This is a genomic window from Stenotrophomonas sp. ZAC14D2_NAIMI4_6 (genome assembly GCF_003086875.1).
Lineage (GTDB): Bacteria > Pseudomonadota > Gammaproteobacteria > Xanthomonadales > Xanthomonadaceae > Stenotrophomonas.
Map to the genome: position 1 here is coordinate 1,317,579 of NZ_CP025996.1, position 18,806 is coordinate 1,336,384.

General features: G+C 67.4%; 15 protein-coding genes. 4 read left to right on the top strand and 11 right to left on the bottom strand.

The genetic code is table 11. From position 1 onward, the window contains the following. Positions 1–35: 35 nt before the first annotated feature. The 6 genes from C1933_RS06040 to C1933_RS06065 all read right to left on the bottom strand — a co-directional run bounded on the left by C1933_RS06040 (position 36) and on the right by C1933_RS06065 (position 6,198). Positions 36–1,166 carry a metallophosphoesterase gene (locus tag C1933_RS06040; protein ID WP_108752530.1) on the bottom strand — a complete coding sequence of 377 codons (1,131 nt, stop codon included), beginning with the start codon at positions 1,164–1,166 and terminating at the stop codon, positions 36–38. Between the two features lie 67 nt (positions 1,167–1,233). Beyond that, a complete protein-coding gene (locus C1933_RS06045) occupies positions 1,234–3,441 on the bottom strand; it encodes a TonB-dependent siderophore receptor (RefSeq protein WP_108752531.1) in 2,208 nt (735 codons plus the stop codon). A gap of 17 nt (positions 3,442–3,458) precedes the next feature. Beyond that, positions 3,459–3,758, bottom strand: a complete 300-nt coding sequence (locus C1933_RS06050) for a DUF3325 domain-containing protein (RefSeq protein WP_108752532.1) — start codon at positions 3,756–3,758, stop codon at positions 3,459–3,461. Beyond that, complete coding sequence (locus C1933_RS06055) at positions 3,755–5,344, bottom strand: PepSY-associated TM helix domain-containing protein (protein WP_108752533.1); 1,590 nt, start codon at positions 5,342–5,344, stop codon at positions 3,755–3,757. The genes C1933_RS06050 and C1933_RS06055 overlap by 4 nt, the downstream gene beginning before the upstream one ends. Further along, on the bottom strand, positions 5,341–5,676 hold the full coding sequence (locus tag C1933_RS06060; RefSeq protein ID WP_199911422.1) for a DUF3649 domain-containing protein: 336 nt from the start codon (positions 5,674–5,676) through the stop codon (positions 5,341–5,343). The genes C1933_RS06055 and C1933_RS06060 overlap by 4 nt, the downstream gene beginning before the upstream one ends. A gap of 93 nt (positions 5,677–5,769) precedes the next feature. Beyond that, positions 5,770–6,198, bottom strand: a complete 429-nt coding sequence (locus C1933_RS06065) for a helix-turn-helix domain-containing protein (RefSeq protein WP_108752535.1) — start codon at positions 6,196–6,198, stop codon at positions 5,770–5,772. Between the two features lie 77 nt (positions 6,199–6,275). On the opposite strand from C1933_RS06065, the gene C1933_RS06070 reads away from it, so the two are divergent. Then, positions 6,276–7,463 carry an MFS transporter gene (locus C1933_RS06070; protein WP_108752536.1) on the top strand — a complete coding sequence of 396 codons (1,188 nt, stop codon included), beginning with the start codon at positions 6,276–6,278 and terminating at the stop codon, positions 7,461–7,463. Positions 7,464–7,487: 24 nt separating this feature from the next. On the opposite strand, the gene C1933_RS06075 is transcribed toward C1933_RS06070, so the two are convergent. Beyond that, entirely contained in the window at positions 7,488–8,903 is a 1,416-nt protein-coding gene (locus C1933_RS06075; protein ID WP_108752537.1) for a diguanylate cyclase, read from the bottom strand. 201 nt (positions 8,904–9,104) lie between these two features. On the opposite strand from C1933_RS06075, the gene C1933_RS06080 reads away from it, so the two are divergent. Both C1933_RS06080 and gpmA read left to right on the top strand, forming a co-directional pair. After that, complete coding sequence (locus C1933_RS06080; RefSeq protein WP_108752538.1) at positions 9,105–10,070, top strand: cation diffusion facilitator family transporter; 966 nt, start codon at positions 9,105–9,107, stop codon at positions 10,068–10,070. Between the two features lie 64 nt (positions 10,071–10,134). Further along, complete coding sequence (gene gpmA / locus C1933_RS06085; RefSeq protein WP_108749003.1) at positions 10,135–10,884, top strand: 2,3-diphosphoglycerate-dependent phosphoglycerate mutase; 750 nt, start codon at positions 10,135–10,137, stop codon at positions 10,882–10,884. A gap of 142 nt (positions 10,885–11,026) precedes the next feature. On the opposite strand, the gene C1933_RS06090 is transcribed toward gpmA, so the two are convergent. Further along, positions 11,027–11,449 (bottom strand): hypothetical protein, encoded by a 423-nt coding sequence (locus C1933_RS06090; protein ID WP_108752539.1) that lies wholly within the window; start codon positions 11,447–11,449, stop codon positions 11,027–11,029. Between the two features lie 103 nt (positions 11,450–11,552). Between C1933_RS06090 and C1933_RS06095 the strand changes: the two genes are divergently transcribed. Next, entirely contained in the window at positions 11,553–13,646 is a 2,094-nt protein-coding gene (locus tag C1933_RS06095) for a M13 family metallopeptidase (RefSeq protein WP_108752540.1), read from the top strand. 282 nt (positions 13,647–13,928) lie between these two features. On the opposite strand, the gene C1933_RS06100 is transcribed toward C1933_RS06095, so the two are convergent. From C1933_RS06100 to mfd, 3 genes are all read right to left on the bottom strand, one after another. Then, positions 13,929–14,534 carry an HD domain-containing phosphohydrolase gene (locus tag C1933_RS06100; RefSeq protein ID WP_108752541.1) on the bottom strand — a complete coding sequence of 202 codons (606 nt, stop codon included), beginning with the start codon at positions 14,532–14,534 and terminating at the stop codon, positions 13,929–13,931. Positions 14,535–14,659: 125 nt separating this feature from the next. Then, positions 14,660–15,175 carry a hypothetical protein gene (locus C1933_RS06105; RefSeq protein ID WP_108752542.1) on the bottom strand — a complete coding sequence of 172 codons (516 nt, stop codon included), beginning with the start codon at positions 15,173–15,175 and terminating at the stop codon, positions 14,660–14,662. An 82-nt stretch (positions 15,176–15,257) separates the two neighbouring features. Further along, on the bottom strand, positions 15,258–18,722 hold the full coding sequence (gene mfd, locus C1933_RS06110) for a transcription-repair coupling factor (RefSeq protein ID WP_108752543.1): 3,465 nt from the start codon (positions 18,720–18,722) through the stop codon (positions 15,258–15,260). Positions 18,723–18,806: the final 84 nt, after the last annotated feature.

Consider the following 18,806-nt stretch of genomic DNA (forward strand, 5'->3'; position numbering starts at 1 on the left):
CAACGGCAGTCGAGCAAGCTCGACTCTACCAACGGTCAGCCATCCGCGCCGGGAACGCCTTCGGCCAGCGGCACGCGACTTCCATCCAGCAGGCCACGGCTCAGCGTTCCGTTTTCAATGAACAGCAGTTCGCCGTTCTCGCCGTTCTTGATGCTGCTGTCGATGGCGATCACCCGGCCGCCGTGGAAAGTGCTCACGTGCGGCATGGAGGTGTGGCCGACCACGATGCGCTTCAGCTGCAGGCGGTCCAGCACGGCCTGCACGCCCTGCGCATCCAGGCGCCCGTCGAAATAGCCGCGGTACCAGATCGGGCTGGTCTTGCCGTCGTACAGCGGGGCGGTGGCCGGGTTGGCCTTTACCTCTGCCTTCGGCGTGCCCAGCGAAGCCTGGTAGGCGTGGTTGGTGGCGGCCGGGTCCAGCGCCAGTTCCACCGCGTCGGGCGAAATGCCGCCGTGCAGGAACAGGGTGTCGCCGATCTTCAGCAGTACCGGCCGCGTGCGCAGCCACTGCCCGATCACCGAATCGGCGCCGTACAGCTGCGGGTAGCTGCGGCCGAGCAGTTGTGCGCTGCGCAGGTACTTGGCGTTGACGTAGCGCAGGTCGTCGTACAGCACCATGGTTTCATGGTTGCCCAGCACGAAGTGCACCGCGCCACCGGCGGCGGCAGCCTGTTGCTGCAGGCCGTACAGCAGCCAGAACGCCTCGGTTACCTGCGGGCCGCGGTCGAACACATCGCCGGCAATGACCAGGGTGTCGGTGCCCAGCGCCCAGCGGTCCTGCGCATCGATCACCTTGTTGGCGCGCAGCAGGCGCACCAGCAGGCCGTACTGGCCATGGATATCGGACAGGGCGACGATGCGCGGTGCGGCCGGCAGCACCGAAACCGAGGGTGCCGCCGGCGGCGCCACGTGCACGCTGTGGGTGTAGCCGCACTGCGGGCTGAAATCGGTGCCGCTGGCAGTGGCGGGCAGGGTGCGCATCTGCACCTGGTCACCACAGATCCACTGCGCGCGCAGCTGCTCGCCCACGCGGAACACATAGGGGCCATCGGCATCCACGTGCTCGGCCGGTGTGGCCACCTCGCGGGCCTGCAGCAGCGGCGTGCCCAGCAGCAGGGCCAGTGGCAGCAGCAGGCGGGCAGGGCGGGACAGGGCACGGTGCAGCATGGGGTGTTTCCTTGGCGGGCAAAAAAAAGGCGGACCCGAAGGCCCGCCCCTGATGCTACGCCGTTGCTCAGAACTTCGCGCGCAGGTTGAACAGCACGCGGCGCGGCTCACCCCAGTAGCCGGAGTTGAAGAAGCCGACGTTGCGGTAGTAGACCTTGTCGAACAGGTTGGTGACGGTCACGCCCACGCTCAGGTTGTCGTTGATGCGGTAGCGGCCCATCAGGTCGAACAGCACGTAGCCGCCCTGGCTCATCTTGCCGGTGGCGGTAACCGGGGTGCCGTTGGCATTGAAGCGCCCGGTGGGGATGGGCTGCATCTGGTAGATCTCGCTCTGCACGCTGACACCGCCGCCCAGCGTCCACTGGCCATGGGTCCAGGTGGTGTTGAAGCGGGCCAGGTGCATCGGGCTGGTGCTGGCGAAGCGGCTGCCATCGGGGTTGCTGCTGTAGCTGTAGGTGTAGCCGCCGGTCATGCTCCAGTGGTCGTTGATCGAACCGGAGACTTCGAACTCACCGCCCTGGGTGGTGATGCCGCGGCTGGCGATGTACGGCGAACTGCCATCGGGCAGCTTGATCTCGCCGCCGTTCGGGTCCAGCTCGGCCACGTTGTCCTGCTTCATGTAGAAGCCGTTCAACGCCGCGTACAGGCGGCCGCCGAAGAAGTCGGCCTTCAGGCCGTACTCGTAGTTGCCACCGGTGGTGGGGTCCAGCAGCTGGTTGTTGATGTCGCGCCGGGCGGTGGCCTGGAACACGTCCGAATAGCTGGCAAAGGCGGTGATGTTGCTACCCAGGTCGTACAGCACGCCCACGTACGGGGTCAGCTCATGGGCGGTGGTGCGCGCGCTGCGGCTGGTGAACACACCGTCGGTGTTGTAGTTGTCGGTGGTGGTGCGGTAATCGGAATAGCGCGCGCCGGCGATGATCTTCAGCGGGTCGATCGGGTTCAGGCGCACGGCGGCGTAGTAGCCGGTCTCGGTGGTGTTCACCGTGCTGGACGGAATGCCGTAGTTGTAGGTGGTCGGCTTGCCGATGTTGCCATCCCAGCTGAAGATGCTGGGGAAGGCGGCCACGTTGTACGGGCGCGAGGTGATGCCGGCGCGGATGGTGTCCAGGTCACGGTCGTAGTGGTTGATGCCCACCACCAGTTCGTGCGAACGGCCGAACAGCTGGAACGGGCCGGAGGCGTAGAGGTCGAAGGCATCTTCGCGGGTTTCCGACACCGAATAGGTATCGGCAATGCGCAGGCCCAGACCGGTGACCGGGTCGGCCCAGTTGCCGGTGTTGGAACCGGCCAGCAGCAGCGAATCGGTATCGGTGGCGCGGTGGTTGTAGGCCAGGCGGCCACTCCAGCCGGCGCCGAACTGCTGTTCCAGGGTGGCGAAGTAGTTGGTGCTTTCGCGGTTCCATTCGTTCCAGCGCGCGGCGGCGCTGTAGGAACGCGGCATGTTCGCGCGGCTGCCATCGCGGAAGTACAGCGGCGAGGCGCTCCAGGCGCCGCCGTCGGAACCGGTCTTCAGGTAATCGATGCCCGCGCGCAGGCGGGTGCTGTCGGTCAGGTCCGCTTCGATCACCCCGTACAGGCTGGGCGACTTGTCATGCTGGAAGCGCACCCAGCTTTCCTTGTCGGTGTAGGCGCCGACGAAGCGCCCGCGCACGCGGCCACTCTTGCTTAGAGGACCGGACACATCCACCTCGGCGCGCTTGTAATCCCACGAACCGGCGCTGAGGCTGGTGCTGGCCTGGAAGGTTTCGGTCGGGCGCTTGCGCACCATGTTCACCGTGGCCGACGGGTTGCCCGAGCCGGTGACCAGGCCGCTGGCGCCGCGCACCACTTCAATGCGTTCGTAGATGGAGGTGTCGCTGAGGATCGAGTTGCCGCCGGCGCCGGTGGTGTAGTTGGTGGGAATGCCATCGAACATGAAGTTGTTGATGGCAAAGCCACGCGCGTTGAACAGCGTGCGGTTGCTGTCATACGACTGGATGGTGACGCCCGGCGTCTGCTGCAGCACTTCGGAAATCGTGATGAGGTTGAAATCCTCGATGCGCTGGCGGGTGAACACGGTCAGCGACTGCGGTGTTTCGCGCAGGGTCAGCGGCAGCTTGGTGGCGGTGTTGGTGCCATAGACCTGGTAGCCCTCGGTGCGCTGGGTCACCATCACCCGGTCCAACTCGGTGGTGGTCGGCGCGGCGTCCTGGGCGAACGCCGGCGCGGCGGCGCAGGCGAGCGACAAGGCGAGGGCGTTCCGGCGCAGGGCGCCAGAGTGGGTGTGCTTCATGCAATGACCTTTCTAGTTCAGGAACGGGAAGACGGGCGTGGCGCCGGCTTGGCCGGGCTGCGGAAACTGAGCCAGAGCACCATGGCGCCGGCGCCGGCGGCGAGCACGCCACACCAGCCCACGAACCCTTGGGTAACGCCCCAGGCGGCGATGCTGGGTGCCAGGCTGGCCGCCAGCGCGGCCGCGCCCAGCAGGCGCAGCACGCGGCGGCGCGGCGCGGCCGGTGCATGACCGGTGACGTCGCGATGGTGGCGTTCCATTGCCAGCGCCAGGCAGACGAAGCCGAAGGCCGCCAGCAGCAGGGCGAGCGCGCTCATGCGCTGGCCTCGGCCGCCGGGGCGGCGCGTGCGGCACGCGGCTTGCGTTGTGCCGGCACGAAACGATGCACCTTGCGCGCGGCCCACAACAGGCTGGCACCGATCAGCAGCAGGCCGATGTCGATGCCGGCCCGGGCGCCATCACCGTTGGCCAGCGCACTGACCGCGCCACCGTGCCAGACCACCAGGTTGTACAGCGGCAGGGCCAGCGCCAATACGCCGGCCACTGCCAGTTGTTCCACCCAGCCGCGACGGGCCGGGCGCAGCAGCGCGTGCAGCAGGCAGGCCGCCCATGCGTAGAAGAACACTTTCACTTCGGCATCGCTGCGGTTGGCCAGTTCCACCGGCAGCAGGCGGTTGCCCCACAGGAAGGCCAGCATGGCCACCGGCAGGCCACTGACGAAGCCGATGTTCAGGCGTTCCACAATGCGGAAACCCAGGTGCGGACGCGCAGGATCGGGCAGCTGGGTGCGCCGCTTCACCGTCCACAGCACCAGCCCGGTGGCGACCATCAGTGTGCCGGCCACGCCGGACAGGAAGAACAGCCAGCGCATCGTGGTGGGCGCGAAACGTGCCGCGTGCAGCCCGATCATGCCGTCGCGGGTGACCACGGCGGCCGAGCGCGGTGGGGCAGCATCCAGCAGTTCGCCGCGCGCGTCGAAGGTGAGCGTGTCGTTGGCCCCGGCAATCTGGTCGGCCTGCTGGCGGCGCACGGCAATGCGCATGGATGCATCACCTGGCTGGTCGATCTGCAGCGACGCCGCATGGCCACCTCCCCACTGCAGTTCCGCACGGCGCAGCACCTGGGCCAGCGCGGGCGGCACAGCGGCCACGCCACTGGGCTCGACCTTTTCCGCACGCGGGAACAGCTCGGCGAAGAACGCATCGCGGCCACCGGGGTAGTTCGCATCCACCGCCCACGGCATGTACAGGGTCATCAGGGTGATCAGACCGGTGTAGGTGATCATCAGATGGAACGGCAGCGACAGCACCGCCAGCGCGTTGTGGCCATCCAGCCAGCTGCGTTGGCCCTTGCCACGGCGGAAGGTGAAGAAGTCGGTGAAGATCTTCTTGTGGGTGATGACCCCACTGATGATCGCCACCAGCATCAGCATGGAACAGGCACTGATGAACCACCGCGCCCACAGCACCGGCACGTAGTGCAGATCGAAATGCAGGCGGTAGAAGAAGTTGCCGCCGCGTGTCTCGCGCACCTGCACCGGCGTGCCGTTGGCATCCAGGGTGGCCTGGTTGGGATTGCGCTGGCCGCGCCGGCGTTCCTTCTCGCCCTTGGGTTGCCAACTGACCGCGGTGGCGCTGCTGCGTGAATCGGGCAGTTCGATGCTCCAGCGCTGCGCGTCCGGTGCGGTGCGTGCCAGGAACTGCTGGGCCTGGTTCACGGCGGTGCTGGCATCGGCGGGCAGGCCGATTTCCGGCTGCATCCAGCGGGTCAGTTCTTCCTTCCAGTACGACGCGGTGCCGGCAATGAAGATCAGGAACAGCACCCAGCCGACCACCAGGCCCGACCAGGTGTGCAGCACCGATTGCGATTGGCGGATGCCGCCCAGATTGTCGGCGCTGCTCATGCGATGTTCCCGCGCAACAGCCAGGCGATCAGCGCGCCCAGAGCGCCCGCGCCCAGCAGACCCATGGCGGCACGCAGGGTGCTGCGCGCGGCGTAGGCCCAGATGGCGGCCAGTGCGTAGACCACGAACGCGGCCATGGTGGCCACCAGGGTGGCATCGGCCTTCGCGCCGGGCAGCAGGCGTGCCAGCGCGGCGGCCCAGCAGGCGGCCACGGCGTAACCGCCCAGCAGCGCCAGCAGCCCACGTGCCCACAGCAGGGCATGACCGTTACCGCGCGCCACACGCTTGGCCGGCGCAGTGCCGGCAACAGAAGGAGAGGTAGGAGCGGCCATCGCCGATGTCAATGAGAACCGTGTGCAATTGCAATTGAATGCTATTTGACACCGGTGACCCTGTCGAGTCCCCCATTCGGGGGATGCCACCGCCTACAGCTTGCGCACCACGGTGGCGTGCGCGGGCAACGGCTGGCCGTTGTGATCCCGCGGCTGCATGTAGGGCAGGGCGTGGCCGCTGCTGCGCTCGGTCAGCAGCGAATGGGCTTCGCCGGCCGCGAAGCAGTGGCGTTCGCCCCACTGGCGCAGGGCCACCAGCACCGGGAACAGGTCCTGGCCCGCGGCGGTCAGCACGTACTCGTGATAGGCGCTGCCATCGGCGGCGGGCTGCTGCTGCAGCAGGCCGGCGTCGAGCAGGCGCCGCAGGCGGTCGCTGAGGATGTTGCGGGCCGCGCCCAGGCTGCGCTGGAAATCGCTGAAGCGGGCCACGCCGTCGAAGGCATCGCGCAGGATCAGCAGGGCCCAGCGGTCGCCGAGCAGATCGACGGTGCGGGCAACGGGGCAGGGGCTGTCAGCGTGCATGGGCGACTCCGGATTCTGGTTGCAGTTTAAAACCGGAATCGCTATCGTGCATCTGGTTGCAAAATGAAACCACAATCATGCCTTCGTCTCTTTCTTCTTCGCTGCGGGGTCTGTTGGCCATCGCCGCGGGCGCCAGCGTGGCCAATGTCTATTACGCGCAGCCCTTGCTGGCCGAGCTGGCCCACGCGTTCGCGCTGGCGCCTGCGCTGGCCGGGTGGGTGGTGGCGGCCACCCAGGCCGGCAGCGTGCTGGCCTTGCTGGTGCTGCTGCCGCTGGCCGATCGGCTGGATCGCCGGCGATTGCTGCGACTGCAGATGGGCGCGCTGGTGCTGGCCCTGCTGGGTCTGGCAGCGGCGAACAGCTCCATAGGGCTGCTGCTGGGCATGGTGCTGGTGGGGCTGCTGGGTACGGCGCTGACCCAGGGCCTGATTGCCTGCACGGCCGGTCTGGCCGCCGAGCACGAACGGGGGCGTGCGGTGGGCACGGTACAGGGCGGGGTGTTCATCGGCCTGTTGCTGGCGCGCGTGGTGTCGGGTGCCGTGGCCACGGTGGCTGGCTGGCGCGCGGTCTATCTGCTGTCGGCGGTGTTGGTGGCGACGGTGGGGCTGCTGCTGTGGCGACGGCTGCCGGCCATGCCAGCACCGACGGTGCTGCCGTCTGTACGTGCGTTGTATGCCGGCATGCTGGCCATGCTGCGCGACAACCCGGCGCTGCGCGAACGCGGTCCGTTGGCACTGATGCTGTTTGCTGGGCTGAACGTGTTCTGGGCCGCGGTGCCGCTGCCGTTGTCGGCCCCGGCGCTGGGTTGGTCCACCGCCGCCATCGGTGCGCTGGGTCTGGCCGGCGCGTTCGGTGCCGTGCTGGCCGCGCGCGTGGGGCAGTGGATGGACCGCGGGTTCGCCCATCGCGTGAGCCTGGCGGCGTTGCTGCTGATGCTGCTGTCATGGTGGCCGCTGCTGGGCCTGCCGCAGTCGGTGGCAGTGCTGCTGCTGGGCGTGGTGGTGCTGGATCTGGGCGGCCAGGCCCTGCACGTGTCCAACCAGGCGCTGCTGCTGCGCGCGCCGCCACAGCAGCATGGGCGCCTGGTGGCGCTGTACATGCTGTTCTATGCGCTGGGCAGCGGCGTGGGCGGGGCGCTGGGTCCCTGGCTGCAGATGCGCTGGGGCTGGGCCGCCGTGTGTGCGGCGGGCGCGGCCATTGCCCTGCTTGCATTGGGCTGGTGGGCGTTCTGGCGGCGCGCCGAAGGTCGAAGCATCGCGCAGTGACGCGCGTTCGCCGCCGCGCCTGATTCAGCGCGGTTGTGCGCGCCGTCCCGGTGGTTCGGGCAGCGCGGCATCGGCCACCACCACGCGGTTGCGGCCGCCCCGTTTGGCCGCATACATCGCCGCGTCCGCACGTGCCATCAGGCGCTCGTAATCGGGGTGTCCATCGTGGCCGGCCACGCCGATGCTGGCGCTCAACGACAGCACCGTGCCATCGGCCAGCGCGACCGGCGATTGCGCAATCTGCCGGCGCAGGCCCTCGGCAATGACCGCCGCCTGCGACTGGCTGGCGGCCACCAGCACCACCACGAACTCTTCGCCGCCGTAGCGGAACAGGTAGTCGCTGCCCCGGGTGGATTGGCTGAGCAGCGTGGCCACGTGCTGCAGGGCGCGGTCACCGGCATCGTGGCCGTGGCCATCGTTGATGGCCTTGAAATGGTCCAGGTCCAGCAGCAGCAGCGAGAACGGGGTCTGGTGGCGGGTGGCCAGTTCGATCTCGCGGCGCAGCACGGTGGGCAGGAAGCGGCGGTTGAGCAGATTGGTCAGGGTGTCACTGCCGGCGTCCAGTTCACCGATGCGCTCGAACAGCAGGGTCATCAGGGTGCGGATGCTGGCCAGGTCCTCGCGGATGGCCGGCAGCTGCGCCAGGCGCTGTGCAGGGTTGTCTGCGATGGCATGCTGCAGCCCGCTGTCGATGCGGGCGATCAGCTGCCCCACCTGCTGGGTTTCGCTGCTTTCACCAAAGCTGGGAATGCCCTTGTGGGTGAACCACAGGCCGAATTCGGAGGTGGCCAGGCTGGCGCTGTCGCTGCTGCTGGCGTGGCCGGCAAGTGTGTACAGCAGAGCGTTTTCCCAATCCAGCAGCAGGGCGCGCTGGCGCTCGCGTTCGGTACTCACGTTCTGCACCAGCGAGAACAGGCGATAGGCCGCATCGGTACGTGATGAACGCTCGCGGGCATGGGTGTAGGCCAGGGTCATGCCTTCCATGGCAATGTCCATCACCGTGCTCAGGCAGGTGATGGCAGCAAATGCGGTGGCACTGTCGCTGGCCTGCGCCTGCAGTCGTGCGAAAAGATCGTGTTTCAGTACCCGTGCGCCGCGGGTGACCAGATCCACCGGAATACCCACGCGCGCGTGCACATCGCCGATCACCCGCTGCGCCGCAACGCCGCTGGCGACCGCGCCAGCGTCCGTGGTGAGCAGCTGCACCAGCCAGCGCTGCATGGCCGGCTGCAGGCGATGCTTCACCTGTTCGTGGGACAGGAAGCGACGGGCGCGCGCATCGTCCAGCAAGACTTCATAGAAGCGCTGCGCCAGCAGCGGCGGGGCGTCGCTGGCCACGCGATGCAGCAGTGCGGTGGCAGCCGGGCCGGCCTGCTGCAGGCTGTGCTGCCAGGCCTCGGCCAGCGGTTGGCTGGCATCGTCCAGATGGGGTGTGTCCACGGTGTTCTCGTGCGGTGTAAGGCGGCGTAGCGGTATCGGCTGCGGGCGTGCGCGGTTGAGCGCGGTTGCGCCGCCAGTTTACGTGCGGTGCAGCCTGCGCGGCGCGCGTGAGGGTTGGCCCGCACTGCAATGTTATAAACAGCGTAATAGTCTCCCGCGCCTGCGCGGCGTAGCCTGACCGCATTGCACAGGAACTTCGCCATGGGCCACGACCACGATCACCTGCCATCCGAAATCCGCCATGAAAAGCCGCTGTGGTGGGCGCTGGGGCTGACCACCACCTTCCTGCTGGTGGAAGTGGTGGGCGCGTTCTGGACCAACAGCCTGGCGCTGCTGTCCGACGCGGCGCACATGGCCACCGATACGCTGGCGCTGATGATCGCGCTGGTGGCGGTGCGGCTGAGCCGGCGGCCGCCCGATGCGCGGCGAACGTACGGCTATGCGCGGCTGGAAGCACTGGGCGCGATGATCAATGGCGCCATGCTGTTCGTGGTGGCCGCCTACATTCTGTGGGAAGCGATCGAGCGCTTCCGCCAGCCGCAGGAGATCGCCTCGACCGGCATGCTGGTGATCGCCGCGATCGGGTTGGTCATCAACCTGATTTCCATGCGCCTGCTGCAGGCCGGCAGCGGTGAAAGCCTGAACGTGAAGGGCGCCTACCTGGAAGTGTGGGCCGACATGCTCGGTTCGGTGGCGGTGATCGTGGGCGCGCTGCTGATCCGCTGGACCGGCTGGAAGCCGATCGACCCGATCCTGGCCGTGCTGATCGGCCTGTGGGTGCTGCCGCGCACCTGGGTGCTGATGCGCGAGGCGATCAACGTGCTGCTGGAAGGCGTGCCCAAGGGCACCGATGTGGCGCGGGTACGCGAACGGCTGGGCGACCACGAGGCGGTGCTGGATGTGCACGACCTGCACATCTGGGCGCTGGCCTCGAGCACGCCGGCGCTCACCGCGCATGTGGTGATGCGCGAAGGCAGCGATGCCGACGCCCTGCGCCGCACGCTGAGCGACCGCCTGCACGATGAATTCGGCATCGAGCATGTAACCCTGCAGGTGGAGGCCGATCATTGTGGCGAGGCCTGTGGCCAACCGCCGAAGCACCCGCACGACCATGATCATGACCACGACCATGATGCGCAGGGCCATCATGGCCACGTACACCGGTAGCGGCGGGCCCGGCCCGGCGGGGCTACAATGCCCGCCTGCCTTTCCTCGCGTTGGAGACCCTGCAGTGACCCGTAAACTCGTACTGTTGCGCCATGGCCAGAGCCAGTGGAACCTGGACAACCGCTTCACCGGCTGGGTCGATGTCGACCTGACCGACCAGGGCCGCAGCGAGGCCGCCAATGCGGGCCGCCTGATGCGCGAAGAGGGCCTGCAGTTCGACGTCGCCCACACGTCGGTGCTGAAGCGCGCCATCCACACCCTGCAGGGCGCACTGGCCGAACTGGGCCAGGACTGGTTGCCGGTTAACAAGTCCTGGCGCCTGAACGAGCGCCACTACGGCGGCCTGCAGGGCCTGGACAAGGCCGAGACCGCCGCCAAGCACGGCGAAGACCAGGTCAAGGTGTGGCGCCGTTCCTACGACATCCCGCCGCCGCCGATGGAGCTGGACGACCCGGGCCACCCGATCCACGACCGTCGCTACGCCGGCCTGGACCGCAACGCCCTGCCGGGCACCGAATCGCTGGCCACCACCCTGGACCGCGTGCTGCCATACTGGCACGACGCCATCGCGCCGCAGCTGAAGGACGGCAAGACCGTGCTGGTCACCGCCCACGGCAACTCGCTGCGTGCGCTGTACAAGTACCTCAACAACGTGTCGCGCGAGGAAATCCTCGAGCTGAACATCCCGACCGGCATTCCGCTGCTGTTCGAACTGAACGACGACCTGACCGTGAAGTCGTTCCGCTACCTGGGCGACCCGGAAGCGGCACGCAAGGCCGCCGAAGCCGTGGCCAACCAGGGCAAGGCGAAATAAGAAACAGAAGGCCGGCGCAAGCCGGCCTTTCCTTTTGTAGCGTCGAGCCATGCTCGACGGCTTGCCAACAGCAGTCGAGCATGGCTCGACTCTACAGAAGGTGCGAACGCGCAGTAGAGCCACCCCATGGGTGGCTGCGCCCTCAGCAGTCATACGCCCAGTCTTCCACATCCAGCGCACACCCCAGCAGCTCCCCCAACGGCGCGCGCTGCCCAAGCAGTCCATCCAGCGCCGCCTGATCAAACGTATCGCTACCCAGCACATCGAGCATCTGCGCGTGGTCGGTGCGCACGAACAGGGTGATGAAGCCACCCCCCTTGGCCGGCCGCATGCTGCCAATGCCGGCACCGAGTACCGGCAGCGGCAGCAGTAGATGGCGACCGTGCTGGCTGAACCCCGCGATCCCGACCTCCACCGCCGACCATGCCAGCAGGTGCGCGCGTGGCGCTTCGGCCATCTGCGCGGTAATGGCGCCTGGCAGCTGTTCAACGCCCACCAGATACGGGTTGCTGGCATGGAGTCGGAGCGGTGCGTCCGCGCCTGTGGCAAGCGTGAGGATCTTCATGGCCAACGATGGTAACGGTCTGGCATCGCCCTGTGACCTTTGGCCGGTCCCCCGCACCGCCATGCCCGCTAGGCTTGAGGATTCGCCGTCGGAGAGAGACTCCATGAACGTCCGCAACCTGGTCCCGCTGGGCCTGACCATCGCCATCGCTGCTTCGCTGGCCGCCTGTGGCAAGAATGAAACCGCGCCGGCGGCCACCGCCGATGCCAAGCCGGCCTTCGATCTGTCGCAGATCAAGACCCCGCTGATCTCGCTCAACAGCGCCGACCTGGACCCGTCCATCGCCGCCTGTACCGACCTCAACGGCTTCGTCAACAGCAAGTGGCTGACCGCAAACCCGGTGCCGGGCGACCAGACCACCTGGGGCAGCTTCGAGATCCTGCGCGAGCGTTCGCTGGAAGTGCAGCACGCGCTGGTGCAGCAGGCCGCCGCCAGCCAGGCCAAGGCCGGTTCGGTGGAAGCCAAGATCGGTGACATCTGGAAGACCGGCAACGATGAAGCCAAGATCGAAGCCGCCGGCCTGGCGCCGCTGCAGCCGCAGCTGGACAAGATCGCCGCGCTGAACGACACCACGGCCATCACCCAGTACCTGCGCGACAGCCAGGCCGAGGGCAAGGGCGTGCTGTTCTCGCTGTTTGCCAATGCCGATTACAAGGATTCGGCCAACGTGATCGCCTACGTCGGCCAGGGCGGTCTGGGCCTGCCGGAAAAGGGCTACTACTTCGACGAGGCGCAGGCCAAGATCCGCGATGCCTACGTGGCCTACATCGCCCAGGTGCTGACCCTGTCCGGCGTGGACGCTGCGCAGGCCGCCGAGCAGGCCAAGGCCGTGATGGCCTTCGAAACCCGCCTGGCCAAGGCGTCGATGTCGCGCATCGAAATGCGTGACCCGGCCAAGCGCTACAACCCGCTCAGCGCCGCCGACGCCGACAAGCTGACCGCGAACTTCAGCTGGACCGCGCTGTTTGACACCCTGAAGGTGCCGGCTGCGCAGAAGTTCTCGCTGGCCCAGCCGGGCTTCTTCGGTGAAATGGACAAGATGCTGGCCGATGTGCCGGCCAGCACCTGGCAGGCCTACCTGCGCTTCCACACCATCGACGATGCCTCGCCGTACCTGAGCAGCACCTTCGAAAAGGCCAACTTCGATTTCTACGGCACCACCCTGCGTGGCCAGAAGGAAATGCAGCCGCGCTGGAAGCGCGTGCTGGAATCGGTCAACGGTGGAATGGGTGAAGCCCTGGGCCAGCTGTATGTCGATGCGGTGTTCCCGGCCGAATCGAAGGTGGCCATGCAGCACCTGGTGGAAAACCTGTCGCAGGCGCTGAAGGCACGCCTGGAGCAGTTGCCGTGGATGGGCGAGGAAACCAAGAAGAAGGCGCTGGAAAAGTGGGCCAGCTTCACCCCGAAGATCGGTTACCCGGACAAGTGGCGTGACTGGGCGGGCCTGCAGACCAACGGCGACAGCTACCTGGGCAACATGCAGGCGGCGCGCGCGTTCAACTACCGCTACATGCTGGACAAGATCGGCAAGCCGGTGGACAAGACCGAGTGGGGCATGACCCCGCAGACGGTGAACGCCTACTACAACGCCACCAAGAACGAGATCGTGTTCCCGGCGGCGATCCTGCAGGCGCCGTTCTTCGACGCCAAGGCCGACCCGGCGCTGAACTACGGCGGCATCGGTGCGGTCATCGGCCACGAAATGATGCACGGCTACGACGACTCGGGCAGCCAGTTTGCCGCCAACGGCAACTTCGACAACTGGTGGACCGACGCTGACCGCAAGGCCTTCACCGAACGCACCGACCAGCTGGTGGCGCAGTTCGACGGCTACGAGTCGGTGCCGGGCGTGTTCGTGAAGGGCAAGCTGACCCTGGGCGAGAACATCGGCGACCTGGGCGGCCTGACCGTGGCCTACGACGCGCTGCAGATGGCGCTGAAGGAAGACCCGAAGGCGAATGTCGAAGTCGATGGCCACAGCCAGGACCAGCGCTTCTTCATGAACTGGGCCACCGTGTGGCGCCGCAACTTCACCGACGGCGAGCTGCGCGTGCGCCTGAACACCGATCCGCACGCACCGGCCAACTTCCGTGCCAACGGTGCACCGTCGAACATGCCTTCGTTCGCCGCGGCGTTCCAGTGCAAGGCCGGCGATGCGATGGTGCGCGCCGACGACAAGCGCGTGGTGATCTGGTAATCCCCGCCGCAGTAGCGTAGTTGCAGAAAGGCCCGGCGAACGCCGGGCCTTTTGTTTGGCAGGGCGCAGACCCGGTAGAGTCGACTGTCAGTCGACTATCGCGCGCAGCGCGGGTTTCTTAGCGGTCTGTGGGAAGAGCAGTCGACTGACAGTCGACTCTACCCAGTCGACTATCGCGCGCAGCGCGGGTTTTTTCGCGGCCTGTGGGAAGAGCAGTCGACTGACAGTCGACTCTACCCAGTCGACTCTACCCAGTCGACGCTACCGCGCATTGGCGGGCGATCAGGCCAGCGCCGGTTCGCGCTTCAGCATGCCGTGGAAGCGGGTGAGTACATACGGATCGATCAGTCCGCCGGACTGATCTTCCAGGATGCGCAGCACGGCGTCGTGTTCCATCGCGCCGCGGTAGGGGCGCGCGCTGGTCATCGCGTCGTAGGCATCGGCGATGGCCACGATGCGTGCGCCCAGCGGAATCGATTCGCCGTGCAGGCCATCGGGATAGCCGCTGCCATCGAAGGCTTCATGGTGGGCGCGGATCACCCGCGCCACGGCGGTGGCATCGCTGCGCCCGGTGGCCAGGAAGATGTGTTCGCCGCGCACCGGATGTTCGCGCATGATGTCGCGCTCTTCGAGAGTGTGCTGGCGTGGGCTGAGCAGCACGTCATCGGGAATGCCGATCTTGCCGATGTCGTGGAAACGCGCGGCCAGGCCGATCTGCGCGCAGGTTTCGTCCTGCTGGTCGCAGTGCGCGGCCAGGCGCTGGGCCAGTACGCCCACGCGGTCGCAGTGGTAGCGGGTGTAGGCATCGCGCATCTGCAGCGACATCGACAGTGCATCGATCAGGCAGGCGTGTTCGTGCAGCAGGTCTGGGGCTTGGGAGTGGGGCATCGGTGTGCAGGCGCAGGCAGTGCGCGAAAGCGACCGGCCCGCAGCAGCGGGCCGGTCTGGAAGAGTGGCACCTAGGGTAACGCGTGCGGCCTGTGCACCGTGTGGCGCGCTGGCCGCGCGGGCGATCAGCCGGTGGTCTGCAGCTGGATGCGGTTGGCCTTGGCGAAGGCGTCCTGCGCATCGCTCAGTGCCTGCATGTCGGTGTCCATCTTCGTGGTGGCTTCATCCAGTGCCTGCAGCAGCGGCGTCACCTGCTCCTCGCTGTAGCCATCGGGCAGGGCGGCGATCTTCTGCATCACCGCGAACATGTCGGCGGTGCTCTGCACCGAATCGCGCAGGTCCTGGTGCAGGGCGTCGGCATCCTTGCCGTGGGTCAGCAGCTCGATATGGGCCAGCCGGTCGGTGGCTTCCTTGTGGGCGTTGCCCAGGCCGAAGCGGAACTGTTCCAGGCTCTTGCCGTCCTGCAGCGCGGCATGGAAGGCTTCGCCACGCGCGCCTTCGGTCCACAGCTGGACCGTGTTCACCATGCTGTTCCAGCTGGCAACGTTCTCGTACAGGTAATCGCGGTTGCTCATGCCGCTGTGGCAGGCGGCCAGCAGGCCCAGGCTGGTGGCCAGCAGAAGGGGGGCAAATCGATTCACAGCAACACTCCTTGTCGCGGGCGCAGGAACGAAAAGCGTGCCCTTCCACCGCCCGCAGCGGAAAGGCACCGGGGGATTGCAGTCAGCGCACGGCCAGGGTCAGCAGCAGGGCGCGCGCCGCGTTGAAACGGTCTTCCGGCAACGGCAGCGGGTGCTTGATGCGCAGCTTGTCCGGCCCTTCCATCGCGTACAGGTTGGGCTGTTTCTGGATCAGCTGGATCACCGCCATCGGGTCGATGTTCGGCTTGGATTCGAACACGATGCGGCCGCCGTTCTCGCCAAGATCCAGCTTGCGGATGCCCAGCGTGTTGGCCTGCAGCTTCAGCTCGGCAATGGCGAACAGGTTCTTGGCCGGATCGGGCAGCAGGCCGAAGCGATCGATCATCTCCACCTGCAGTTCGCGCAGCTCGGCGCTGTCGCGCGCGCTGGAAATGCGCTTGTACAGGGTCAGGCGGGTGTGCACGTCCGGCAGGTAGTCTTCCGGAATCAGCGCCGGCACATGCAGCTCGACCTCGGCACCGCGCACTTCTTCGCCGGCATCCAGGTCGGGCAGCTTGCCCTGGCGGATGCTGCGCACGGCGCGTTCCAGCAGTTCGGTGTACAGGCTGAAGCCCACCTCGGCCATCTGCCCGCTCTGGTCTTCGCCCAGCAGCTCGCCGGCGCCGCGGATCTCCAGATCGTGCGTGGCCAGGGTGAAGCCGGCGCCCAGTTCGTCCATCGAGGCGATCGCTTCCAGGCGCTTTTCCGCATCCGGGGTGATCGAGCGGCGGTCGGGCACCACCAGATAGGCATAGGCGCGGTGGTGCGAACGGCCCACGCGGCCGCGCAGCTGGTGCAGCTGGGCCAGGCCGAAGCGGTCGGCGCGGTTGATGATGATGGTATTGGCGTTGGGAATGTCGATGCCCGATTCGATGATCGTGGTCGACAGCAGCACGTTGAAGCGCTGCTTCTGGAAGTCCAGCATCACCTTTTCCAGCTCGCGTTCGGGCATCTGCCCGTGGGCGATGCCGATGCGCGCTTCGGGCACCAGCTCGGACAGCTCGCGCTGCATGCGGCCGATGCTTTCCACGTCGTTGTGCAGGAAATACAGCTGGCCGCCGCGCGACAGCTCGCGCTGGAAGGCCTCGCGCAGCAGCGCGTTGTCCCACTGGGTGATGAAGGTCTGCACCGCCAGCCGGTTCGGCGGCGGGGTGGCGATGATCGACAGGTCGCGCAGGCCGGCCATGGCCATGTTCAAGGTGCGCGGAATCGGGGTTGCGGTCAGGGTCAGCAGGTGCACGTTGGCGCGCAGCGCCTTCAGTGCTTCCTTCTGGCGCACGCCGAAACGCTGCTCCTCGTCCACGATGACCATGCCCAGGTCCTTGAACTTCACGTCCGGCTGCAGCAGGCGGTGGGTGCCGACGATCACATCGATGGTGCCGGCGGCGACCTTCTCCAGCTCGGCCTTGATTTCCTTGCTGGTCTTGAAGCGCGACAGCACTTCGACCTTCATCGGGTAATCGGCGAAGCGGTCGCGGAAATTGCGGAAGTGCTGTTCGGCCAGCAGCGTGGTCGGCACCAGCACCGCCACCTGCTTGCCGGCACTGGCGGCGGCAAAGGCGGCACGCACGGCCACTTCGGTCTTGCCGAAGCCCACGTCGCCGCAGACCACGCGGTCCATCGGCTGGCTGCTGGCCAGGTCGCGCAGGGTGGCGTCGATGGCGGCCAGCTGGTCGGGAGTTTCTTCGAACGGGAAGCCGGCCGCGAACGGTTCGTACATGGCGCGGTCCACGTGCAGCGCCAGACCGGCGCGGGCCTGGCGGCGCGCCTGGATTTCCAGCAGTTCGGCGGCCACGTCGCGCACCTTTTCGGCAGCCTTGCGCTTGGCCTTGCTCCACTGTTCGCCACCCAGCGAGTGCAGCGGCGCGGTTTCCGCCGATGCGCCGGAATAGCGGCTGATCAGGTGCAGCTGGGCCACCGGCACGTACAGGCGATCGCCCTTGGCGTACTCGATTTCCAGGAACTCGCCGGGCATGCCGCCCACGTCCATCGCAATCAGGCCCCGGTAGCGGCCCACGCCATGGTCTTCGTGCACGATGGGCGCGCCTTCGGTCAGCTCACCCAGGTCGCGGATGATCGCTTCGGGTTCGCGGCCGGCACGGCGCGTGCGGCGGGTGCTGCCCGCGCGCTCGGGGAACAGCTGACGCTCGGTAAGCACCGCAATGCGCGGTTCGTCCAGCGCGAAACCGTCTTCCAGTGCGGCCACAGTAATGGCAAAGCGCTCGGCGCTGTCCAGGAAGGCCGGCAGATCGGCCACCACCGGCGGCTTCAGTTCGGCCGCCTGCAGCACTTCCAGCAGGGCTTCGCGGCGGCCCGGGGAATCGGCCGCGATCAGCACCCGGCCCGGGTAATGGGCCAGGAAGGATTTCAGTGCATCGCCGGCCGGTGCTTCGCGCGCGGCCACCGGGAGCGGCGGCAGCGGCTGGTCGCCCAGCGCATGCGCATCGGCGATGCGCGCATGGTCGGCGGCCCACACTTCGATGCGCGCGGTATCGTTCAGGCGCTCGCGCAGCAGATCCGGCGACAGGTACAGCGCCGACGGCGGCAGCAGCGGCCGTTCCACATCGTGGCGGCGCTGTTCGTAACGCTCGGCGGTCTGGGTCCAGAACGTTTCGGCGGCCTCGCCGGCGCCGGCACAGAGCACCGGCAGGCTGCCTGCAGGCAGGTAGTCGAACAGCGTAGCGGTGCGTTCGAAGAACAGCGGCAGGTAGTACTCGATGCCGGCCGGTGCCAGGCCGGATTTCAGATCCTGGTACAGCGCGCTGCGGCGGGTATCCACGTCGAAGCGTTCGCGCAGGGTGGCCAGCACGCGGGCGATGCTGGCCTCGTCCATCGGCACTTCGCGGCCGGGCAGCATGTGCACGGCCTCGACCTTGTCCAGCGAGCGCTGGCTTTCCGGGTCGAAGGCGCGGATCGAATCGATGTCCTCGTCCAGCAGTTCCACCCGCAGCGGCTCGTCGGCGCCCATCGGGAACACGTCCAGCAGGCCACCGCGCACGGCGAAATCGCCCGGGTCCATCACCTGCGGCACGTTGCGGTAGCCGGCGCTTTCCAGGCGGCGCTTCTCGGCCTCCAGGTCCAGGCGCTGGCCGACCTTCAGGTCGAAGCTGCCGCCGATCACATAGCTCTGCGGCGCCAGCTGCTGCAGCAGCGTCTGCACCGGCACGATCACCACGCCACGCTTCAGCGTGGGCAGGCGGTGCAGGGCGGCCAGGCGCTGCGAGATGATGTCCGGATGTGGACTGAAGCGGTCGTAGGGCAGCGTTTCCCAGTCGGGGAAGGCGACCACCGGCAGCGACGGATCGGCACCCAGCAGGGTGTGCAGATCGGCTTCCAGCTGGCTGGCGCCGTGGTTGTCACGGGCGATGACCAGCAGCGGCGCCGTGTGCGCAGTTGCGGCCTGCACCAGGTACCAGGCCAGTGCAGTGGGCGAGGCGGGGGCGCGCCACCAGGCGCGAAGCTGGCCGGCACGGGGCAGCGGCGGGGCGGGGTATGGAGTACGCGACATGGACCGCCGATCTTAACAGATGCCCTTGTCGTGACCGTGTGCGTAAGGTCGCGGTGGCGCCGGGCCATGCCCGGCGAACGTCGC

Excerpts from the sequence above, each read along its gene's own strand:
- C1933_RS06040 (WP_108752530.1), bottom strand. The coding sequence starts at position 1,166 with ATGCTGCACCGTGCCCTGTCCCGCCCTGCCCGCCTGCTGCTGCCACTG.
- C1933_RS06045 (WP_108752531.1), bottom strand. The coding sequence starts at position 3,441 with ATGAAGCACACCCACTCTGGCGCCCTGCGCCGGAACGCCCTCGCCTTG.
- C1933_RS06050 (WP_108752532.1), bottom strand. The coding sequence starts at position 3,758 with ATGAGCGCGCTCGCCCTGCTGCTGGCGGCCTTCGGCTTCGTCTGCCTG.
- C1933_RS06055 (WP_108752533.1), bottom strand. The coding sequence starts at position 5,344 with ATGAGCAGCGCCGACAATCTGGGCGGCATCCGCCAATCGCAATCGGTG.
- C1933_RS06060 (WP_199911422.1), bottom strand. The coding sequence starts at position 5,676 with ATGGCCGCTCCTACCTCTCCTTCTGTTGCCGGCACTGCGCCGGCCAAG.
- C1933_RS06065 (WP_108752535.1), bottom strand. The coding sequence starts at position 6,198 with ATGCACGCTGACAGCCCCTGCCCCGTTGCCCGCACCGTCGATCTGCTC.
- C1933_RS06070 (WP_108752536.1), top strand. The coding sequence starts at position 6,276 with ATGCCTTCGTCTCTTTCTTCTTCGCTGCGGGGTCTGTTGGCCATCGCC.
- C1933_RS06080 (WP_108752538.1), top strand. The coding sequence starts at position 9,105 with ATGGGCCACGACCACGATCACCTGCCATCCGAAATCCGCCATGAAAAG.
- C1933_RS06090 (WP_108752539.1), bottom strand. The coding sequence starts at position 11,449 with ATGAAGATCCTCACGCTTGCCACAGGCGCGGACGCACCGCTCCGACTC.
- C1933_RS06095 (WP_108752540.1), top strand. The coding sequence starts at position 11,553 with ATGAACGTCCGCAACCTGGTCCCGCTGGGCCTGACCATCGCCATCGCT.
- C1933_RS06100 (WP_108752541.1), bottom strand. The coding sequence starts at position 14,534 with ATGCCCCACTCCCAAGCCCCAGACCTGCTGCACGAACACGCCTGCCTG.
- mfd (WP_108752543.1), bottom strand. The coding sequence starts at position 18,722 with ATGTCGCGTACTCCATACCCCGCCCCGCCGCTGCCCCGTGCCGGCCAG.